The sequence below is a fragment of the Urbifossiella limnaea genome (assembly GCF_007747215.1).
GTDB lineage: Bacteria > Planctomycetota > Planctomycetia > Gemmatales > Gemmataceae > Urbifossiella > Urbifossiella limnaea.
In genome coordinates, this window is sequence record NZ_CP036273.1 from 6,762,819 (window position 1) to 6,782,043 (window position 19,225).

Consider the following 19,225-nt stretch of genomic DNA (forward strand, 5'->3'; position numbering starts at 1 on the left):
TCTTATAGTGCGGGGCTGACCGACCCGTTGCGAGATCTGGTTCCATGCAGACCGAGACGCGGCTCCCCGAAGTCGGCCAGGCCGTCCGCGTTCGGAACCGCCTCGCCACCGTCCGGGCCGTTGATCCCTACGAAGGCCGTACAGAGGGCCGACTGCATCTGGTCGAGGTCGAGTACCTCGATGATTGTGTTTTCCCGGCCGCCGACCAGTTGCTTTGGGAGGCCGAGACGACCGCCCGCGTCCTCGGGGCGACCTCGCTCCCGGCCGTTGACGCCAACCGGCCCGACAACCCGGCCGCCCTCCGGGCGTTCGTCAACGCCCACCGCTGGACCCGGCTGAACCGCCTCCGGGCGGCCGACGCCATCGAGGACGAACCCCTCCTCGGCGTGTGGAACTCGGCCGTACAGGTCCACTCCTACCAGATCGAGCCGGTCCTTCGGGCACTCCAGATGCACCGCGTCAGTCTGCTGCTCGCGGACGGGGTCGGCCTCGGGAAAACCATCCAGGCCGGTCTGGTGCTCGAGGAACTCCTGCTCCGCCGGCGAATCCGCCGCGTCCTCGTCGTCTGCCCGGCCATGCTGTCCCGCCAGTGGCAGTACGAGCTGCGGCGGAAGTTCAGCCTCGACTTTCAGGTGATCGACGCCGACTCGACCTTCCAGCTCCGCCGCCGGGTGGGGATCGACACCAACCCGTGGAAGGCGTTCCCCCGGGTCATCGCCTCGATGGACTACCTGCGGCAGCCGGACGTGCTCCAGCAGTTCTTGCAGGCGTCCGGTGCCGGTCCGGACGCCGAGACCGACACGAGGGCTGCGTCGGCCCACGCCGCCTGGGACTTGCTGATCGTGGACGAGGCCCACCACTTCGCCCCACAGGGGGGCGGCCGCGCGAGCCAGCGGACCCGGATGCTCCGCGAAATCCGGTTCCTGTTCGAACACCGGCTGTTCTGCTCGGCGACGCCTCACAACGGCCGGACCGTGTCCTTCACCGGGCTGCTGGAACTGCTCGACCCGATCCGGTTCCAGATGACCGCCGAGATGGACGAGGGGGACCGGAAGCAACTCCGCGAGGTCCGCGTCCGCCGGCTCAAGGACGACATCAACCGGCAGTCCCTGAAGCCGCCGTTCGCGGACCAGAAGGAGCCGGTCGCCCTCCCCGTGAAGCTCTCCCCCCGGGAGGTCGAGCTGTACGCGGCCGTCCGGGAATACCGCCGGCACGGCCGGGCGGCACTCGACCGGGCCTCGGCACAGGAGCGGTGGCTCGGCCAGTTCGTGAGCGTCCTGCTGACCAAGCGACTACTCTCCTGCCCGTTCGCGTTCGCCCGGACGTGGTGGCGGCACACCCAGGAGGACGCCCCGGAGGACAGCGGGACGCTGTTCGACATGGCCCGCGTCTCCGCCGAGCGGGCCGAGGGCGAGGCCCGCAGCGACGACGAACGGTCCACCTTGGAGGACGACACGGCCCGGTACTCCGGGGCGTGGCTGCGGACCAGCGGCCGGGGGCTTGAAGGCCCGCAGCAGCGGGTCGATGCCGCCCTGGAGGCGCTTGGGTACGACCGGACACGGGTCGAGGACGCCGGCAAGGTGGCCGACCTCGCCCGGCGGTCGGACTCCAAGACGGACGCGCTCGTCGGGTGGATCAAGAAGAACCTCTTCAAGGGCCTGAAGCTCCGCGACGACGAGCGGCTGATCGTGTTCACCGAGTACAAGGAGACTCTGTTCTACCTGGAACAGCGGCTGCTCCAGGAGGGGTTCGACAAGAACACCCTGCGGCTCCTCTACGGCGGCATGTCGGCCGACGAGTTCGAGTCGGTCAAGGGTGAGTTCGAGGACCCCGCCGCCCCGGTCCGGCTGCTACTGGCGACGGACGCGGCGTCGGAAGGCATCAACATGCAGGAGTCGTGTCGGTTCGTCCTCCACTACGACATCCCGTGGTCGCCCAGCCGACTCCAGCAGCGGAACGGGCGGGTGTCCCGCCACGGTCAGGTCCGCGACGTGTACGTCCACTACTTCCGGTCGGACGAGGACGAGGACCTGGAGTTCCTCTACCAGGTCGCACAGAAAGTGGAACAAGTCCGGGAAGACCTGGGGAGCGTCGAACGCGTCTTTGACGCTGCCATCCAGCGGCACTTCCAGGGCGAGCCGACCCCGGTCCAACAGGTCGGGCTGGTCGTGGACCGGCAACTCGCCGCCAGCCCCGAGCGGCAGGAACTGGGTCGGTCCGGGGACGACGAGATCGTTGCTGCAGCACGCCGGGCCAGGGAGTTGCTGGAGGGCACCGAGACCCGGTTCGGGATCTCACCCGACGCCCTGACCGACCTGATGCGGGCGGCCCTCGCCGTCGAGGGCCAGGGGGCCCTGGAGGAGATCGCCGACCGGCCCGGGTGCTTCCGGCTCAAGCCGCCGCCCCGGTGGGAAGGACTGGCCCGGCAGACGTTGACGGTCGGCACCCGCACCGACCGCATGGAGGTCGTGTTCGACGCCCGCCGGGTCACCGAGGAGATCGGCGGGCGGGAGATGATGCGGCTGAAGAAGCATCAGATCCTGATGCGGCTCGGCCACCCGGTCATGCGGCAGGCCATGTCCACCCTGACCCGGCAGCTGCATGACCCCACCTCGCACGACCCCGTCTACCGCTGGTCGGTCGCGGCGCTGCCGAAAACCGGGTTCGAGGCCCTGCTCGTTTTCTACCACGCGGTCACGGTAGTCAACGAGCTCCGCGAGCCGCTCCACGACGAGGTGCTGTCCGCCGTCTTTCGGGTCGAGGGGGACAAGCTCGTTCCCGTCGAGGAGTCGTTCGGCCATGAGGTGGCGCGGAGCGAATTTCTACCCGTGAAGTCGGCCGACCGTCGCGACGACTGGGTCCGGATCTTCCGGGGGCGGTGGTTCAAGCACCGGGGCGAGCTGGAGGCCTACCGCCGCGGTCGGGAGGAGGCGCTCCTAGGGTCCATGCAGCAGCAGGCCGATCACGTCCGAGAGCGTGACACGGAGACGACCAAGGAGGGCTACAAATACCGCCTCCGCGAGCTTCAGGACCGGAGCCGCGAGCAGGAACTCAACAAGCTGGCCCGCGAACTCGTCCGCCAGGAGGCCGAGGCCGCCCAGCCGAGCCTGTTCGAGGAGTTCAACCAGGAGACCAAACTGCGGCTCGGTGAGATCGAGGCCCAGATGGGGCTCCTCAAGCAGGACGTGGATCGGACCCGCGAGATCCTGACCCGCGAGCGGGACCGCCGGCTCAAAGTGACACTGCCCCGCCGGTACACCCTCCGTGAGGTGCGGGTGTTACCCCTGGCCCTCGCGTACCTGGTGCCGGCGACGCCCGAGGACACCCGCCGGTGACGCCCAACGATTCCCACGCCTGGTGGTCGCGACTCCGCCACCAGGGGCTGCTCTTGTCGCCGGTCGTCATGCTGGAGCGTTTCCCCGACGCCCCGGCCGCGGCGCCGTTCCACGTCACGAACAAACTGCGGGACGCCGCCGCCCGGTTCGCCTCGGCGCCCGACGGGCCGGACTCAGAGAGGGTCACACTGGTCACACTCGCCTGGGTGGACGCGCTGCTGGAGCAGTACTTGGGGCACAAGCAGGGGCGACTGGCGAAGTCGAACGACATCCCGGTTCGGCTGACGACAACGGTTCGCATCGGCACCCGCACCGAGACGCTCCGGCCTCACCGCGTCGTCTTCGCGGACGCCGAGGGCACGACGCCGGCCCTGCTGGTGATGACCGACCCCTCCCCGCACGTCGGCCGGGGCCGGGGCCGCACCTCGTACGCCCGGTTTCTGGAACTCCTGCGGGGCACCGGACACCGCCTCGGGCTGCTGACCAACGGCCGACAGTTCCGGCTCGTCTACGCCGGCCTCGACTTCGAGTCGTGGTGCGAGTGGGAAGCCGACCGCTGGTTCGACGACGGCGACGGTAGCCAGGAGTTGGCCGGGCTTCGGCTCCTGCTGTCGCCCGACAGCCTGAAGCCGGTCCGGGACGGCGTGTCCGGGTTGCTGGAGGCCGTCGAGGACTCCCGCAAGCGGCAGGCCGACCTGTCGAGCGTCCTCCGCGAGAACGTCCGCCAGGCGGTCGAACTGCTACTTGACGAGGCCTCGTCGGCCAACCGCACGGCCGAGAACCTGTTCGCCCCGCTGGTCGCCGCCGACTCGACCCGCCCGCTGACCGACGCCGAGGCCCACGAGGCTCTGCTCCAGGCGACCGTCCGCGTCGTGATGCGGCTCGTCGTCTGCCTGTTCGCCGAGTCGCGGGGGCTCCTCCCGGTCAACGACCCGGTGTACGCCTCGTCCTACGGCGTCCGGTCGCTGTACGAGTTGCTGGAGGAGGCCACCCGGAACGAGGGCGGCACCCAGGGGCTGATGAACCGGGAGACCGCGTGGCCCCGGCTCATGGCGCTGTTCCGCCTGATCCACGGCGGGTCGGCCCACGGGCAGTTCCCGCTCCGGGCCTACGGTGGCGTGCTGTTCCGACCCGGGAAGGAGGATTCATCCGTCCCGGTCGTGCGTGCCCTGCACGTTCTGGAACACGGCGTGGTCGTGACCGACGCCACCGTGTTCGCCGTCCTCCGCAAGCTACTCCGGGGGCCGCTCCCGGTGATCCGGGGACGGGCGAAGACCTTCGTGGAGGGGCCGGTGGACTACACCGACCTCCGCACCGAGTTCATCGGCCTCATTTACGAAGGTCTGCTCGACTACCGGCTGAAGCGGACGGACGCGGCGGTCGGCCCGCAGGTGTTCCTCAACCTCGGCCGCGAACCCGTGCTGCCACTGTCCCGCCTCCGGGAGATGCTGGAGAAGGACCGGAAGGGGCTGAAGGACCTTCTCACCACGCTGAAGAAGGAAAAGGTCACCGGCGGCGGGAAGGCGGACGAGGCCGAGGAAGAGGGCGACGAACAGGAACCGGCCGGCGAGGAAGTGGACGCCGAGGCCGACGCCCCTGACGAGGTGGAGGCCGCGGCCCCGGCCGAACCCGAGGGCGTCCACGGCGGCGATTACCTCGACGCGGTTGAGGCCGCGAAGCGGTGGGCCGCTGAGGCGGTCGTCCTGGCCGGACTGGTGACCAAGCAGGGGCGGCGGGAAACCAACACCGAGTACCAGGCCCGCATCGGCGGCGTGGCCGACCGGCTCATCAAGCGGGTGGTCGCAACTGGCGAGTTCTACCTCGTTAGGGCCGGCAACACCCGTAAGGGCACGGGCACCTTCTACACCCGGCCACAACTGGCCGTGCCGACCGTCCACCGCACGTTGGAGCCGCTCTGCTACGACAAGGCCGACGACGGCACCCTCACCCCGAAGCGGCCGGAGGTGATCCTCGGGCTGAAGGTCTGCGACCCGGCGTGCGGCTCGGCGTCGTTCCTCGTCGCGGCCCTCCACTACCTGACCGAGGCCCTGTACCGCTCCCTCTGCTTCCACATGAAGCTAGACGACCCGGCCGAGGCGAACAAGGTCACGCTCCCCTACGGCCGGCCCCGGGAGGGGCAGGCGGACGAGGAAGTCGTCCGATTCTTCCCCGACGACCCGCAGCAAGGTGAGTTCTTTGCCGACCGGGTGAAAGCCCTGCTCCGGCGGCACGTCGTGGAGCGGTGCATCTACGGGGTGGACATCAACCCGCTCGCGGTGGAGTTCGCCCGCGTGTCCCTCTGGGTCGAGACGCTCGACCCCGGCCTGCCGTTCTCGTTCCTCGACCACAAAATCAAGGTCGGCAACGCACTCGTCGGCTGCTGGCTCGATCGCGTAGCGGACTACCCGCTGTGTGCCTGGGAACGGGAGGGCGGCGACGGCAAGGACGGCCCCCGCACCCAGCGGATCGAGACGTTCCTGAAGGGGCCGAAGGTCGGCAACCGCCGCTCGGGGGACGGCGTCGTCAAGCGGGAGATGCGTGACGTACTCACCGACATCAAGAACGCGACGAAGAAGACGCCGACGCTCTTCAACTACGAGCAACTGGCGACCGAGAAGGTCATCGCCCAGGCCCGGGCGGACTACGAGAAGCTGCACGACATCCCGAGCCACGAGCCAGCGGAACGCGAGGAGTACTACCGCGACCACGTCGTGAATAGCCCCGCCGACGCCGCGAACCCATACACCCTCTTCGACCTGACCGCCGGCCGCCGCCAGGAGTTCCCGCAGGCGTTCCTCGCCGGCTACCGCGGGTTCGTCCACGCCGACGCCTACGACGGGTACAACGCCGTCCACAACGACGTGCGGCACCTCGGCTGCTGGATGCACGCCCGGCGGTACTTCGTGGACGCCGAGCCGACCGACCCGCGGGCGGTCGAGGCCCTGGCCTTCGTCCGCACGCTTTACGCCGTCGAACGCGAGATCACGCTTGCACGGGAGAAACCGGGCGAGACGTTCACTGCCGCCGACGTGGTGCGGGTGCGACGCACGCGGGCCGGGCCGATCCTGGCCGTGTTCGCCGGCTGGCTCGACGAGCAGCACCGCTCCGCGACGCCGAAGAGCCTGTTCGGTCAGGCCGTCGGGTACGCCCGGAACCAGTGGGCGAGTTTGGTTCGTTACCTCGACGACGCGAGGTTCGCCCTCGACAACGGGGCGGCCGAACGCGCCATCCGTCCGCTCGCGATCGGCCGCACCAACTGGCTGCACGTCGGCGGTGACGGCGGGTTGAAGACCGCGTCCGTGCTGCTCAGCGTCTGCGCCAGCGCGACCCGGCATCGCCTCGACCCGTGGTCGTACCTGACGCACGTCCTGTCGGAGTTGCCCGCCCGGCGGGCCGGGGCTGACCTGGGAGACCTGTTGCCGGATGCGTGGGCGAAGGCCCGCGGCGAGCCGCGTCACCGAGAGGGGTGACGGCGGACGGCGTTATCCCAATGCGAGGGACGGCGGCGAGGAGAACGGTCGGCGGCCGCCGCGACGCTACTCCTTGAACTCCCCCTTGTCGTAGCGCTCCCAGAACTCCGCCGCCGGCCAGATTTTTTCAGGAAAATAGTGGATGCCGATCGTTTTGAGGCTCTTCATGTCGCGGAGGATGTCCAGGCCCTGGGTGATGTTCTTGGGGGTCAGGCGGATGTCCTCCAACTGCATCCCTTTCAGAGGCGACAGGTCGGTCACGCTGGATTCATACATACTCAAAGACTTCAGCGGCATGCCTTGTAGCGGTGTCAGGTCCTGGATCTGAGTACGATAGATCTTGAGTGTTTTGAGCGGCATGCCCTTGAGCGGCGTTAGATCAGACGTTTTGGTTCCACCCATATCTAGACGCTGAAGGGGCATTCCCTTCAGCGGCGAAAGATCGGTAACGGCTGTGTTTCTAATGTCCAAGTGTTTCAACTTCATATCTTTCAGTGGCGTCAAGTCGTCCACCGGTGCGGTGTTGCACCAAAAAACTACCAGCGGCATCCCTTTTAGCGGGGATAGATCTTTAACGAGATTATTGTAGATTTTGAGAGACTCCAGCGGCATCCCCTTGAGCGGCGACAGGTCGGTCACGTCTGTATGTTCAAGGTATAGCGAGGTGAGTGCCATGCCCTTGAGAGGGGAAAGGTCGGCGACTTTTGAATTACTGATGTTTAGCGAGGTGAGTGCCATGCCCTTGAGCGGCGAAAGGTCACTCAGCTTCCCTTTGACCTCTTTGATGCCGCTGCAATCGAGAGAAACGAGCCCCTTCAGCGCCCGCACGGGGGCGACGTTGTCCACCTCGTCGGTGTTGAATTTCAGTCCGGTGACTACGTTCTTTTTTATGGTAGGCTCGATCTTGCCGTCGAAACCGGGGTTGAGTCGCTTCAACTCCTTGCGGACTTCCTCGACCTGCCCGGCGGCCGGCGGCGCGGCGATGCGCTGGACGTCGGCATCGGTGAACGGGGCGACGGCGAGCGAGGGTGTCTTCGCTTCGGGCGACGGAACGCGGGCCAGACGCAAGCCGAGGACTTTCATCTGTCCCACCGCCCGGAAAATGCCGCCGACCCTCGCCCCCCATCTCCGGGAGTCGTCGAGCCAGCAGCCACCGCGGAGGCCTTTGGCTGTAGCCGTGGCGTGGGGACTTTCTTCACACCATTCCGCGACGTTGCCATGCATATCGAAAAGACCAAGTCTGTTCGGGCTGTACGAGCCGACCTTGCACGGCCGCTTGAGCCCAGTGAGTTGAGTGTTCGCCTGTTCCGACAACAGGGTATTCGTCGGCTTCGTGAGATAGAAGTCGAAGGCGCTGTCTAGCTTGTCCGCCATCGGTCCGCCCCGGCAGGCGTACTCCCATTCCGTCGCCGTCGGCAGCCGATAAACCCAGCCCGTCTCCTTCTCACGCTGGTTCAGCTTCGCCACAAAGATCTGGCACTGGTCCCACGACACGTTTTCTACCGGGAACCGTTTCATATCGGCGTCAGAGATATCTTTCACCACGTCCTTGCCGTCGCCTGCGCGCGAGAAGTAGCTGGGGTTCGCGCCCATCACCTTCTGCCACTCCTCCTGCGTGACCTCGTACTTGCCCAGGTAGAAGTCGGCCGGGATCTCCACCTCCTTGTCGCCCAGCTTGCCGTTGCCGCCGCCCAGCCACGATTTGCCTTTCGGCACGATCACGAACTCCATGCCGATGCTGTTCTTGAACGTTGACAGCTGCGGCAACTCCTTGATCTCGATCTTGCGGAACTGGACGAAGGAACTGCGAATCGGCTCCAGGAGTTGAAGTGCTATGTGTCCGAACTGATGCGCGGGCTCCGGGTGGGTGAAGTCCACAACTACGACCCCGTTGATCTTCGCCATAAACCGTGGGCCAACCACGATAATGTCAACCGTTCGCCACTCGTGCGCCGTCTCTGCGGTCCGCACACTCCGGATGAGTAATTTGCCCGTCGGCGGCGCCTCGTACAGGGAACCATCATAGTCGTGACCCAGGGAAAATTCGTACCCGGGAGGATAGGTGCGGGAAACGTCGAAGCCGCACCGGAAGTATATGCCACTATCCGTTTTCTGATGGTCCGCGCGGCACTCGAGGCGCAGGTGGAAATCGCGGTAGTCGCTCCGCTCGGTGAACAGGTGGGAAATCTTGGGACCGCGACCGATCAGTACTCCATCTTTCACGAGCCAATTCCCAGGCTGATCGGGATGCCTTTTCCACCCCGTCAGGTCTTTGCCGTTGAAGAGTTGCACCCAGCCGTCGGTGTCCGGCATTCTGTTTGCGGCTATCGGCGTCGGATCGCCACTAGGTTTGATCGGGTCAGTCGTTACCTGCGACCGGAATAGATGCGTCACCCCGGTGAACTCAGTCACGGCGAGCGCGATCAGGGGAAGCAACAGCACCGCCGCGGCGACCCACTTCCACCGTCCTGATTTTCCCGCAGCGGGCTGCTTGCTCCGGGGAATGCGGCTGAAATCCTTCAACTTCGAATTGGCTTTGAGTTGGGCCTCGCAGTCGGCGAGTACGTCGGCCACCTCGCGGGCCGACTGGTAGCGGTCCTCCGGGTTCTTGGCGTGCAGCTTGGAAATGATGTCGCAAAGCCACTGCGGCGTTTCCGGGATGATCTCGCGGATGGCGCGCGGCGTTTCCTCGGCGACCCGCTTCAAGACCGCCACCGTGCTGTTCGCCCGGAACGGCGGGCGGCCGGCGGCCATCTGGTACAGCACGCTGCCGAGGCTGAACAGGTCGGCCCGCTGGTCCAGCGTTTCCCCCTTGGCCTGCTCCGGGGCCATGTACATCGGCGTGCCGGCGATGAGGCCGCTTTGCGAGATGCTGGCGTCGTCCGCCGCGCGAGCCAGGCCGAAGTCCGTTATCTTCACCCGCCCGGCCCCGCCCTCCAGCAGGATGTTGCCCGGCTTGATGTCGCGATGGATCAGGTCGGTGGCATGGGCGGCGGTCAGCCCTTCGGCCACCTGCCGGCCGATCCGTACGATGTCGGCCACCTCCAGCGGCCCGGTGCGGTTCAGCTTGTCCTGCAGCGTCTCGCCGGGGATGAATTCCATCACGAGATAGGGCAGTGGCTGTTCGACGACTTCGTAGACCTGCACGACGTTTTCGTTCCGGACCGCCGCCGAGGACCGCGCTTCGCGCAGGAAACGCTTGCGGGCCGGCGAGGTGGCCGCGATCTGCGGGGCCATCACCTTCACCGCCACGACGCGTTGGAGCTCGTCGTCAAACGCCCGGAAGACGGTGCCGAAACCGCCCTTGCCGAGCACTTGCAGCACCTCGTAATGCCCCAGCCGGCCAAGCGAATCGGGCCGCTTGGTCGGGGCCAGGAAGTGCAAGCTTTCAGCTTCCTCCGAACGCTTGGAGGAAGGCGCGGCATCCCCCGCGAAGGTCACGGTTCTGTCGTCGGTGGATTCCGCCCGGAGTTCCGTTTTGTCGAGGGTTGATCCGTCGCGCAGTTCCGTCCCATCCTGGGATTGCAGGAACGCGCCGCTGCGGAAATGGGCGGCCAGCAGATCCTCCACACGCTGGCGCGTTTTCGCGTCACCACAGGCCTTGGCCAGGTAGGCGTCCCGCGAGGCGGCATCCGGTTTGTCCAGGGCGGCCTGAAAGATCTCTTCCAAGGTCATGGCGTCGGCTCCCATTCGGGCTCGAATTGCGGCTCCTACAACAGTGCGTATTCCGGGCGGAATTCCGGCCACGGAAAATCCAATTATTTTTCCGCCCCTTCGACCGCATCCCGCAGCCAGGCCCGGGCGAAGGTCCAGTGGCGGCGGGCCGTGCGTTCCGGCATGCCCAGCGCGGCGGCCGCCTCCGGAAGGGAAAGGCCGCCGAAAAAGCGGAGTTTGACGAGTTCCGCCTTCATCGGATCCTCCTCCGCGAGACGGTCGAGCGTCTCATCCAACGCAAGCAGGTCCTCCCGCGTCTCCTTGGCGGCGATACCGGGAAGCCGCAAGCCGACCTTCCGCTTCCCGCCAAGAGGTATGGGACGACCGGGTAGTTACGGCCCGAAAGGTCGGAAGAAGGGGATGCTTCAAAGGCACGGTTCTCCAAGTTACTTCGTGAACTCCCCCTTGTCGTAGCGCTCCCAATACTCCGCCGCCGGCCAGAATATACCGTATTGGATTCCGATGGATTTGATGCTTTTCATGTCGCGGAGAAGAGCCAGGCCCTTGGTGATGCTCTTCGGGGTCAGGCAGATTTCTTCCAGCGGCATGCCTTGCAGGGGAGTCAGGTCGGTGATGCCGGTTGAATTGATCGCCAACTCATTCAGAGGCATGCCCTTGAAGTGGGCCAGGCCCGCATCGCCCACCTGCGTTCGGTTCAGGTGCAGGTGCGTCAGGTTCTTGCAGTCCTTGAAGTGGGCCAAGCCCGTGTCGCTCACCTTCGTGAAACTCAAATAGAGGCGATTCAGGCCCTTGCAGTCCTGGAAGTGGGCTAGGCCCGCGTCGCCCACCCACGTGTGACTCAGTTTGAGGTTCGCCAGGTTCTTGCAGTCCTTGAAGTGGGCCAGCCCCCGGTCGCTCACGTCCGTTCCGTCGAGATGGAGGTGCGTCAGGGCCTTGCAGTCCTTGAAATTGACCATCCCGGCGTCGTTCACCTGAGTATCCGTCAGAATCAACTGCGTCAGCCGCGCCAGGTTCATTCCCGTCAACGGCGACAGGTCGGTCAACGGAGAGAACGCCTTTTTATTGACGGATCTGGCACTCAAATCGAGCGTTCGCAGGGCGTTGAAGACCCGGATCGGGGAAATGTCCGTCACCTTGGGCGTCACCATCTTTAATTCCGTGACGACGCCGTCCTCGATCTTGTGCTCCACCTTGCCGTCGAAGCCGGGGTTGCGGCGCATCAGTTCCTTGCGGACTTCCTCGACTTGCTCGGCGGCCGCCAGAGCGGCGATCCGCTGGACGTCGGCATCGGTGAACGGGGCGATGGTGGTCGGGGCGATGGCGGCCGGGGCGATGGCGGTCGGCGGCGTCTTCACTTCGGACTGAGCAACAGGCGTGATCGGGTCCGTCGTCGCCTGCGGCCGGAACAACTGCGTCACCCCGGCGAACTCCGAGACCGCCAGCGCGAGCACGGGAAGCAGCAGGACGGCCGCCGCGGCCCACTTCCAACTGCCGGACTTCCTTGTGGTGGGTTGCTTGCTGAGCGGAATGCGGCTGAAATCCTTCAACTTCGAATTGGCTTTCAGTTGCGCCTCGCAGTCGGCGAAGACATCGGCGACTTCCCGCGCCGATTGAAAGCGTTCGTCCGGGTTCTTGGCGTGCAGTTTCGTGATGATGTCGCAAAGCCACTGCGGCGTTTCCGGAATGATCTCGCGGATGGACCGTGGCGTCTCCTCCGCGACCCGCTTCAATACCGCCACCGTGCTGTTCGCCCGGAACGGCGGCCGGCCCGACGCCATTTGGTACAGCACGCTGCCGAGGCTGAAAAGATCGGCCCGCTGGTCCAGCGTCTCCCCCGTGGCCTGCTCCGGGGCCATGTACATCGGCGTGCCGGCGATGAGGCCGCTTTGCGAGATGCTGGCGTCGTCCGCCGCCCGGGCCAGGCCGAAGTCCGTTATCTTGACGGTTTTCCGCGCGCCGCTTTCGATCAACACGTTGCCCGGCTTGATGTCCCGGTGAATCAGGTCGGTGGCATGGGCGGCGGCCAGCCCCTCGGCGATCTGCCGGCCGATCCGGACGATGTCGGCCACCTCCAGCGGCCCGGTGCGGTTCAGCTTGTCCTGCAGCGTCTCGCCGGGGATGAATTCCATCACGAGATAGGGCAGTGGCTGTTCGACGACTTTATAGACCTGCACCACGTTTTCGTGCCGGACCGCGGCCGAGGATCGCGCTTCGCGCAGGAACCGCTTCCGCGCCGGCGAAGTGGCCGCGATCTGCGGGGCCATCACTTTCACCGCCACGACCCGTTGGAGCACGTCGTCGAACGCACGGAAGACGATGCCGAAACCGCCCTTGCCGAGCACTTGCAGCACCTCGTAATGCCCCAGCCGGCCAAGCGAATCGGGCCTCTGGGTCGGGACCAGGAACCCGAGCGGCACCTCGTCGTCGGTGGGGGCGGAGCCGCCGCCGGTGCGGGTGGCGGCATGATCCGGGTCCGGTTCGAACGCCCGGGTGGCGGCGGCGTCCGGGTCCGGAACCACGGCCGCCGGGGTGCCCAGGAAACTCCCCTCCGGGTCGTGGGACCGGAGCAGCACCTCGACCCGCCCCCGAAGGTCGGCGTCGCCCCCGCAGGAGCGGTCGAGAAATGCGGACCGGGCGGCCCCGTCGGGCAGTTCGGCCGCCTCCAGGAAGACCTCCTTGACGCGCTTCGGGTCGGCGGGCATGGGCGCTCCGGGTTCGGGTTCATCCCCCAATGCGAGGACTCCGCCCGTTCGTCTCACGGAATCCGGAAAAAAAGTTCGTCAGCCCGGGTCGGCCCCGGCGACGGCGTCCTTGAGCCAGGCCCGGGCGTAGGTCCAGTGGCGGTAGGCGGTGGCCCGGGACAGGCCGAGGGCGGCGGCCGCATCCTCGACCGACAGGCCGGCGAAGTGCCGGAGCTCGACCACCCGGGCGGCGACCGGGTCCTCGGCGGCCAGCCGGGTGAGGGCCGCGTCCAGGGCGAGCAGCCGCTCGCCGTCGACCTCGGGCTCGGCCGGCACGTCGGTCAACTCGACCCGCCGGCGGTCGCCGCCGTGCTTCTCGGCCCCCTTTCGCCGTGCGGCTTCCACCAGGATGCGGCGCATGGCCTCGGCGGCCGCGGCGAAGAAGTGCCCGCGGTTGTCCCAGCGGATCGCGTCGGCCGGGCCGACCAGCCGGAGGTAGGCCTCGTGGACCAGGGCGGTGGGTTGGAGGGTGTGGTCCGGCGACTCGGCGGCCATGCGGGCGGTGGCGAGCTTCCGCAACTCGTCGTATACGAGCGGGAGCAGGTCGGCGGCGGCCCGGCGGTCGCCGGCCGCGGCGGCGTCGAGCAGGTGGGTGACGTCGGCCATGACCGCCGAGTGTACCGGTGCGCGGCGGCCGGGTCAGCCGGAAACGGGTCCGGGTGCGCGATTCGCACTCCCGGTGTCGGTCATTGAACCGCGACCCCGACTGTAACCAGCCCCGAGAGCGTCATTTCACCGTACGGCTACGATCTACCGCCAGGACACGGGCGGGATGCTGCTGCGGTTCGTGGACGGTCGGCCGGTCAGCCAGGTGACCGAGGACTTCCTGGGGTGGGCGTGTGGGGTGTTCGCGGGCGAGGGGAAGAAGGTGTTCGTGCTGGTCTGGGATAACGCCGCGTGGCACGTCAGCAAGCGGGTCCGGCGGTGGATCGAGACACACAACCGGCGGGTCCCGCGGACCAAGCGGGGGTGCCGCATCCGGGTGTGTGGGTTGCCGGTCAAGGCCCAGTGGCTGAACCCGATCGAGCCCAAGTGGATGCACGGCAAGCGAGCCATCGTCGAGCCCGACCGGAAACTCACCGCCGACGAGGTCAAGGACCGGGTGTGTTCCCACTTCGGGTGCGCACCCACCGAACCGCTCAAACAGCATGTCACCTGAGACTGCACTAGGCTACCGGACGCAGAACACGCGGGGACGAAGTGACGGTGACCGTCCTGGAGCCTTCGCTCGTCTACCCGACACCCACCGGGTTCGGCTAGGGATCTGGTGGGGCACCCGGCCGACCTCAGGGGTGGGCGGTAATCGCCAGCCCCGACGGGCCCAGCCGCTGCTTGAGCCTCGCCAGCACGGCCGGGTCGGGCGCGGGGCCGTCGAACATTACCGTCGCCACGCTCCTGTCGGTGTTGAAGTGAACGCCGTGTGGTTGCTCGTCGTCCAACCGTCCGCGGATCATCGAGCCCCTTCCACGCCGATCCGGGCGATCAGCAGCGCCGCCGCGTACGCCACGGCGTTCAACTGGTCGTAGTCCGTCCGGTCGAAGTCCTCCATCCGCACCGTGCCGTCCCGCAGCCCGGTGAGCAGCGCCGCCGGGTCGGTCGGCACCCCCTTCGGCCGCCGCCCCGGCAGCCGCCGGCTCAGCCTCGCCACCCGGCCGTGCAAGGTCATGGCGGCGGCTCCGTGTACCAGTTGGCGGCGTGGGATGTGACCCCGCCGCACGCCGGGCACGTCGGGAAGACGACGATGGTGGGCGGCGGGGCGGGGTCGTTCGACCAGGTAGAGAGCAGCGGCACCCCGAGCCCGCACCGCTCGCAACTGTGACCCAGGAACCAGGCGTGTGGCCGGGCCAGGAGCCACTCGACCAGCGCCCTCGGGAACTGGAACCCGGCCGGGATGCTGGCCCAGCTGGCGAACGGCCGGGACACCCACGAGTGGAGGGCGTCGTCACCGTCGGGGTCGCGCAGGGCGATCCCGACCGCCATCCGCAGGTCCTCGGGGACCATCATCAGGAACGCCACCCGCTCGGCGTGCCCCGCGTCCACCACCGCGGCGACGGCTGCGTGGCGCTCGGCCGCGGCGGCCTGGCGGCGGGCGAGGTCGGCGAGGCGGCGGCCGAGGGCGCGGGTGCTCATGCGGGCTCCTCCGTCGCGGCAGAGTCGTCGTCGGCGTACAGGACGAGGACGGCCTTCCCCCCGGGCATCGGGTAGCGGCCCGGCACCTCGGTCCCGCCGTCCTTGACCGGCAGCCACACCTCCGTCGGCGGGGCGGCCGCGACCGCCACGACGGCGTCCAGAGCCGCTCGCAACCGGCTGAGCCGGGCATGCCGGGTCACCACGTCCGCACCTCCCGCGGCGGGCCGAGGGCCTTGATATTCGCCTCCAGTTCGCGGAGCTCGGCCTCGAGCTCGGCCAACTCACGGACCTTGATCCCGAGCTCCAGTACGGCCTTCGCGGCGCCGAGTCGCACCGACGGCGGGGCCGACTCCTTCATCAGCGCCAGCAGCGTCTGCACCGCCTCGCCCGACGCCGCCGACAGCAGCCCCGCCGACCGCCGGACGAGGTCGGTCCGGGCCTCCTTCACCCGCTTCTGGAACTCGGGGTCGCGGAGCCGGGTGTAGACCGTCCGCTCGGACACCCCGCCCTGCTTCGCGGCGGCCTCGACCGTCGCCCCGCAGGCGAGGGCGAGGACCACCGCGTCGTCGTTCTTCTTCCGCTGCGCAGCCATGGCACCCCCTCCGTCCGGCCCGAGTTGCAGACTTTTGCAGCCCTGTTGCAGGGTTCCGGGCGATTTCCCGTCCCGGACGACGCCCCTTACGCCGCGGCCGCCTCGGCCCGGCGGCGGGCCGCCACGTCCGCGTACCCGACCTCGGCCCCGCCCTCGACCAGCCGGATCGGCACGCCGTCGCCGAACGTCGCTGCGGCGCGGGCCAACACCACGTCCGCGTACTTCGGTCCAGTTCGAGCAGCAGGCCCGACCGCCGCTCGTCGGCGAAGGGGGGGATGGGTGGGGGATGGGAGGCGGTTTTGGGTTGACTCCCCTATAGGGGGTGAGTCTCGCGAGGGATTAACCCCAAACCGCCTTTCGAACCCCCACCCACGCACCACCACCCCTAGCCGAGGAGCGCGTCCCACCCCTCGACGGTTCGCGCCCGATCCTCTTTCGGGCGTGCGGGCTCGGGCCGCTCCTCGACGGGAATCTTGCCGAGCAGCGGGCGCACCGCGACTGCGTAGTAGTCGAGGCCGCTGACGGTCTTCCGCTGGAACACCGCGGCCGCCCGCTCGCCGAACGCCTTCGACCCGACGCGACCCACCTCATTCGGGTCGATCTCGACCTTGAACCAGTCGAGGTACGCCTTGTAGAACTGCCCGCCCCTCACGCGCCACTCGGGGCCCCGGTTGTCGCCCGCGGGCACGCAGCACGACGAGAAGAACCGGCCCACGGAGTCCTCGGCGCGGCGGTAGGTCTGGACCGCCTCGGCCAGCACCGGCGGGACCGGGACCTCCTTCCCGCGGGCGTAGAAGAGCCCGGCGTGCTCCACCATGTCGGCCAGGATGCCCTCGGCCTCGGCGGCCAACTTCTCCGGCAGCAGCGGGTCGGCCCGGAGCTCGGGTGGGTACTCCCCGTCCGGGCCGCGGAAGCGGTCGAGGTCGGTCCAGAACTGTACCGCGAAGTGGACCACCCGCACCCGCCGCCAGGTGGCGTGGTCGTTGGACTTGACACGCGGTAGCGGGTTGGTGGCCAGGACGAGCTTGTGGGTCGGGGGGAACTCGCTGAAGTTCTCCCGCATCCCCCGGGCCTGGACCCGGGACGCGCCGGTCAGCGCCTTCACCCGCTTGGCGTCGATCGCCTCGTCGTCGTCCGTCTCCTGGCACACCGCCAGCCGGGCCCCGCGGAGGACGGTCTTCTCGACCGGGTGGCGGGTCTCGCCCCCGCCGACGATCAACTCGGGCGGGGCGGTGACGGCGTACTGGCCGGCCCCGAGTACCCCGACCCAGGCCTCCAGGAGGGTCGTCTTCCCGTTCGCCCCGGTGCCATGGCAGATGAGGAGCGACTGGTCCATCACCTCCCCGGTGGCGACGTACCCGCTCAGGTAGCGGATGTACCCGGCGAGGTCCGGGTCGGGGAGTACCGACGCGAGGAACGCCCGGTACGCCGGCGCGACCGCCCCGGACACGTACCGGGTGGGGCACAGCTTGGTGATCATGTCCTCGCGGCGGTGCCCCAGCAGCTCCCCGGTCTTCAGGTTGACCGTCCCGTTCGTGCAGTTCAGGAGCCACGGCTGGGTGTCGAACACGTCCCCGGCGTTCGGGATGCGGAGGTGGACCCGGGCGAGGGCGACCATGCTCCGGATCGGCTTCTCGTTGCACGAGCCCTTCGCCCAGCGGAGGTCCGCCTCGGCCTTCGCCTTGACCCGATCTGCCGCCTTCTTCTCGTCCTCGGTGACAGCCGCAGCCACGGCCAGCGCCGCGTCGCCCACCCGCCTCGCGGCGGCCAACGCCATCCGCCGGACGGTCTGCTGGGCCAGCCGCCCGGCGATGTTGCCGTTCGGGTCACGCTCCCAGACCTTCCCGTTGAAGACGAAGTAGCACTTCAGGTCGTCGGCGAAGATGACGTTGTCCCGGTGGTCGGCCACGAACTGCCGGGCGTTGGCCAGGTCGGTGTGCTCGGGCGTCCCTTCGAAATGGTCCCCCGCGGGTGCGGCTGCCGCGGCCGGCGGTGGGGGCGCGGCCCCCCCGCCGGCCGTGCCGTCGTCGTGCCCGCCGGGGCTGCTCTCGGCCTTGTCCCACCCGAGCTCCCCTCGCAGTCGAGCCGCGAACTCCCGCATCGTGCGGGTGTCGCACGCCCCCTTCTCGTAGAAGCACCGGACCTGCGACGGGCCGAGCCCGTCGTTGTGCGGGATGCCGGCGTTGGACGAGAAGTTGTACGTCACCGGGACGCCGTCCCGGACAGCGACGTTAAAGCTGTTCCCGCCCCCGTCCTTCCCGCCCCGCCGGAACTCGACCCGGTCGACCCCCCGGCCCGTCACCTCGTGCCCGCCCAGCTGCTCGTGCCAGGCGACGACCATGCCGAGTTCGACTCGCCGGTTGTACTCCGCGAACACGTCGCGCGGGTGGACCTGCGGCTCGAACTGCACCCCGGCGGTGGTGTGGACGACGGACAGCCGCTTCGGCCGCTCGGGCTTCGGGACGGGCGCCGCCCCGGGCGGGATCAGTGCGACCGGGCTACGCGGGAGGGAGAGGACGTGTTCGACCGCGGCCGCGCCCTGGACCCAGCCCTCCCCGTCGAACACGATCGCCCACACGTCCCGGGTGTGGTGCCGGCCGGGGAACCGGAGGAAGTTCCCGAACTTCGGGATCGACGGCTTCTTGGGGTTCGACTCTGGCGGCCCGGGAATCCCGAAGGCCTCGTGATCCGCGACGAGCCACCGCCCGAACGCGTGCAGGATCGGGCCGGGAACCTTCCCGTCGATGAAGACCCACAGGTGATACCCCCCTCCGCCCCAGGTGCAGAGCAGCGGGCGGAACCCGAGGCCGATGAGTCGGCGGTAGACGTGGAGGACGTGGCGGAGATTCCGGGCCGCGACCTCGGGGAGGTGGTCGTGGTTGTCCCAGTCGATCCCGACCCACTTCCCGACGCAGGGGTCGGTCTCGGTCGGGGCGGTGAGCGGGTAGCCGCCGGCCACATCGCCCGAGCCCCGCGCCTCGAAGTGTTGCTTGAGGACGGCCTTGTTGAAGGCGTGGGGCTGTGGCCCCTGCGGGGGCTTCGCGCACTTCTCGACGCGTCCGTCCTTGACGTAGTACCCGCCGTAGCGGTCCACCCTCACCGCGAGCCGGTCCCACGCCCACTCGGTGAGGCGGTCGGCCGCGGCGTGCCATGCGGCGGCGGCCGTCGGGTCCGGTTCGGGCACATCCGATGAGGAGGCCGCGCCGTCGTCGGTGTTGGTTCGAACCATGAGGCAACTCGACCTCGGTGCCTGTCTCAGGTGCCACCCGCCCGCCGCCGGTG

Annotated in this window: 14 protein-coding genes; 3 read left to right on the forward strand and 11 right to left on the reverse strand. The window is 68.2% G+C overall.

Translation table 11 applies throughout. The features are described from left to right. Nucleotides 1-44: 44 nt before the first annotated feature. Together drmD and tnpC are read left to right on the forward strand one after the other, a co-directional pair. Nucleotides 45-3,335 (forward strand): DISARM system SNF2-like helicase DrmD, encoded by a 3,291-nt coding sequence (gene drmD, locus ETAA1_RS27480; RefSeq protein ID WP_145243829.1) that lies wholly within the window; start codon nt 45-47, stop codon nt 3,333-3,335. Continuing rightward, nucleotides 3,332-6,805 carry an IS66 family transposase gene (gene tnpC / locus ETAA1_RS27485; protein WP_145243830.1) on the forward strand — a complete coding sequence of 1,158 codons (3,474 nt, stop codon included), beginning with the start codon at nt 3,332-3,334 and terminating at the stop codon, nt 6,803-6,805. The genes drmD and tnpC overlap by 4 nt, the downstream gene beginning before the upstream one ends. A 66-nt stretch (nt 6,806-6,871) precedes the next feature. Here tnpC and ETAA1_RS27490 read toward each other — a convergent pair whose 3' ends face one another. The 4 genes from ETAA1_RS27490 to ETAA1_RS27505 all read right to left on the reverse strand — a co-directional run bounded on the left by ETAA1_RS27490 (nt 6,872) and on the right by ETAA1_RS27505 (nt 13,827). Next, nucleotides 6,872-10,480, reverse strand: coding sequence for a protein kinase domain-containing protein (locus ETAA1_RS27490; protein ID WP_202920450.1), 3,609 nt, complete (start codon nt 10,478-10,480; stop codon nt 6,872-6,874). 83 nt (nt 10,481-10,563) lie between these two features. Continuing rightward, a complete protein-coding gene (locus ETAA1_RS27495; protein ID WP_315851282.1) occupies nt 10,564-10,806 on the reverse strand; it encodes an ECF-type sigma factor in 243 nt (80 codons plus the stop codon). A 99-nt stretch (nt 10,807-10,905) separates the two neighbouring features. Then, nucleotides 10,906-13,182: a serine/threonine-protein kinase gene (locus ETAA1_RS27500; RefSeq protein ID WP_145243833.1), complete on the reverse strand. Its 2,277-nt coding sequence runs from the start codon at nt 13,180-13,182 to the stop codon at nt 10,906-10,908. A 78-nt stretch (nt 13,183-13,260) separates the two neighbouring features. Then, a complete protein-coding gene (locus ETAA1_RS27505) occupies nt 13,261-13,827 on the reverse strand; it encodes an ECF-type sigma factor (protein WP_145243834.1) in 567 nt (188 codons plus the stop codon). Between the two features lie 166 nt (nt 13,828-13,993). Here ETAA1_RS27505 and ETAA1_RS27510 point away from each other — a divergent pair, with 166 nt between their 5' ends. Further along, nucleotides 13,994-14,380, forward strand: a complete 387-nt coding sequence (locus tag ETAA1_RS27510; RefSeq protein WP_145243835.1) for a transposase — start codon at nt 13,994-13,996, stop codon at nt 14,378-14,380. Nucleotides 14,381-14,507: 127 nt separating this feature from the next. Here ETAA1_RS27510 and ETAA1_RS32460 read toward each other — a convergent pair whose 3' ends face one another. From ETAA1_RS32460 to ETAA1_RS27535, 7 genes are all read right to left on the reverse strand, one after another. After that, a complete protein-coding gene (locus ETAA1_RS32460) occupies nt 14,508-14,675 on the reverse strand; it encodes a hypothetical protein (protein WP_202920451.1) in 168 nt (55 codons plus the stop codon). Continuing rightward, the gene (locus ETAA1_RS27515; protein WP_145243836.1) at nt 14,672-14,887 is read right to left on the reverse strand and encodes a hypothetical protein; all 216 of its coding nucleotides are present in this window, start codon (nt 14,885-14,887) and stop codon (nt 14,672-14,674) included. Before ETAA1_RS27515 ends, ETAA1_RS32460 begins: the two co-directional genes overlap by 4 nt. Beyond that, entirely contained in the window at nt 14,884-15,351 is a 468-nt protein-coding gene (locus tag ETAA1_RS27520; RefSeq protein ID WP_145243837.1) for a hypothetical protein, read from the reverse strand. The genes ETAA1_RS27515 and ETAA1_RS27520 overlap by 4 nt, the downstream gene beginning before the upstream one ends. After that, a complete protein-coding gene (locus ETAA1_RS27525) occupies nt 15,348-15,554 on the reverse strand; it encodes a hypothetical protein (RefSeq protein ID WP_145243838.1) in 207 nt (68 codons plus the stop codon). Before ETAA1_RS27525 ends, ETAA1_RS27520 begins: the two co-directional genes overlap by 4 nt. Beyond that, on the reverse strand, nt 15,548-15,943 hold the full coding sequence (locus ETAA1_RS27530) for a hypothetical protein (RefSeq protein WP_145243839.1): 396 nt from the start codon (nt 15,941-15,943) through the stop codon (nt 15,548-15,550). Before ETAA1_RS27530 ends, ETAA1_RS27525 begins: the two co-directional genes overlap by 7 nt. A gap of 86 nt (nt 15,944-16,029) precedes the next feature. Then, nucleotides 16,030-16,155 (reverse strand): hypothetical protein, encoded by a 126-nt coding sequence (locus tag ETAA1_RS33590; protein WP_261341998.1) that lies wholly within the window; start codon nt 16,153-16,155, stop codon nt 16,030-16,032. Nucleotides 16,156-16,328: 173 nt separating this feature from the next. Next, on the reverse strand, nt 16,329-19,172 hold the full coding sequence (locus tag ETAA1_RS27535; protein ID WP_145243840.1) for a DNA primase family protein: 2,844 nt from the start codon (nt 19,170-19,172) through the stop codon (nt 16,329-16,331). Between the last annotated feature and the right edge of the window lie 53 nt (nt 19,173-19,225).

Bases quoted from the DNA above. Each gene is read 5' to 3' on its own strand.
- drmD (WP_145243829.1), top strand. From the start codon at position 45: ATGCAGACCGAGACGCGGCTCCCCGAAGTCGGCCAGGCCGTCCGCGTT.
- ETAA1_RS27490 (WP_202920450.1), bottom strand. From the start codon at position 10,480: ATGACCTTGGAAGAGATCTTTCAGGCCGCCCTGGACAAACCGGATGCC.
- ETAA1_RS27500 (WP_145243833.1), bottom strand. From the start codon at position 13,182: ATGCCCGCCGACCCGAAGCGCGTCAAGGAGGTCTTCCTGGAGGCGGCC.
- ETAA1_RS27505 (WP_145243834.1), bottom strand. From the start codon at position 13,827: ATGGCCGACGTCACCCACCTGCTCGACGCCGCCGCGGCCGGCGACCGC.
- ETAA1_RS27510 (WP_145243835.1), top strand. From the start codon at position 13,994: ATGCTGCTGCGGTTCGTGGACGGTCGGCCGGTCAGCCAGGTGACCGAG.
- ETAA1_RS32460 (WP_202920451.1), bottom strand. From the start codon at position 14,675: ATGATCCGCGGACGGTTGGACGACGAGCAACCACACGGCGTTCACTTC.
- ETAA1_RS27515 (WP_145243836.1), bottom strand. From the start codon at position 14,887: ATGACCTTGCACGGCCGGGTGGCGAGGCTGAGCCGGCGGCTGCCGGGG.
- ETAA1_RS27520 (WP_145243837.1), bottom strand. From the start codon at position 15,351: ATGAGCACCCGCGCCCTCGGCCGCCGCCTCGCCGACCTCGCCCGCCGC.
- ETAA1_RS27530 (WP_145243839.1), bottom strand. From the start codon at position 15,943: ATGGCTGCGCAGCGGAAGAAGAACGACGACGCGGTGGTCCTCGCCCTC.
- ETAA1_RS27535 (WP_145243840.1), bottom strand. From the start codon at position 19,172: ATGGTTCGAACCAACACCGACGACGGCGCGGCCTCCTCATCGGATGTG.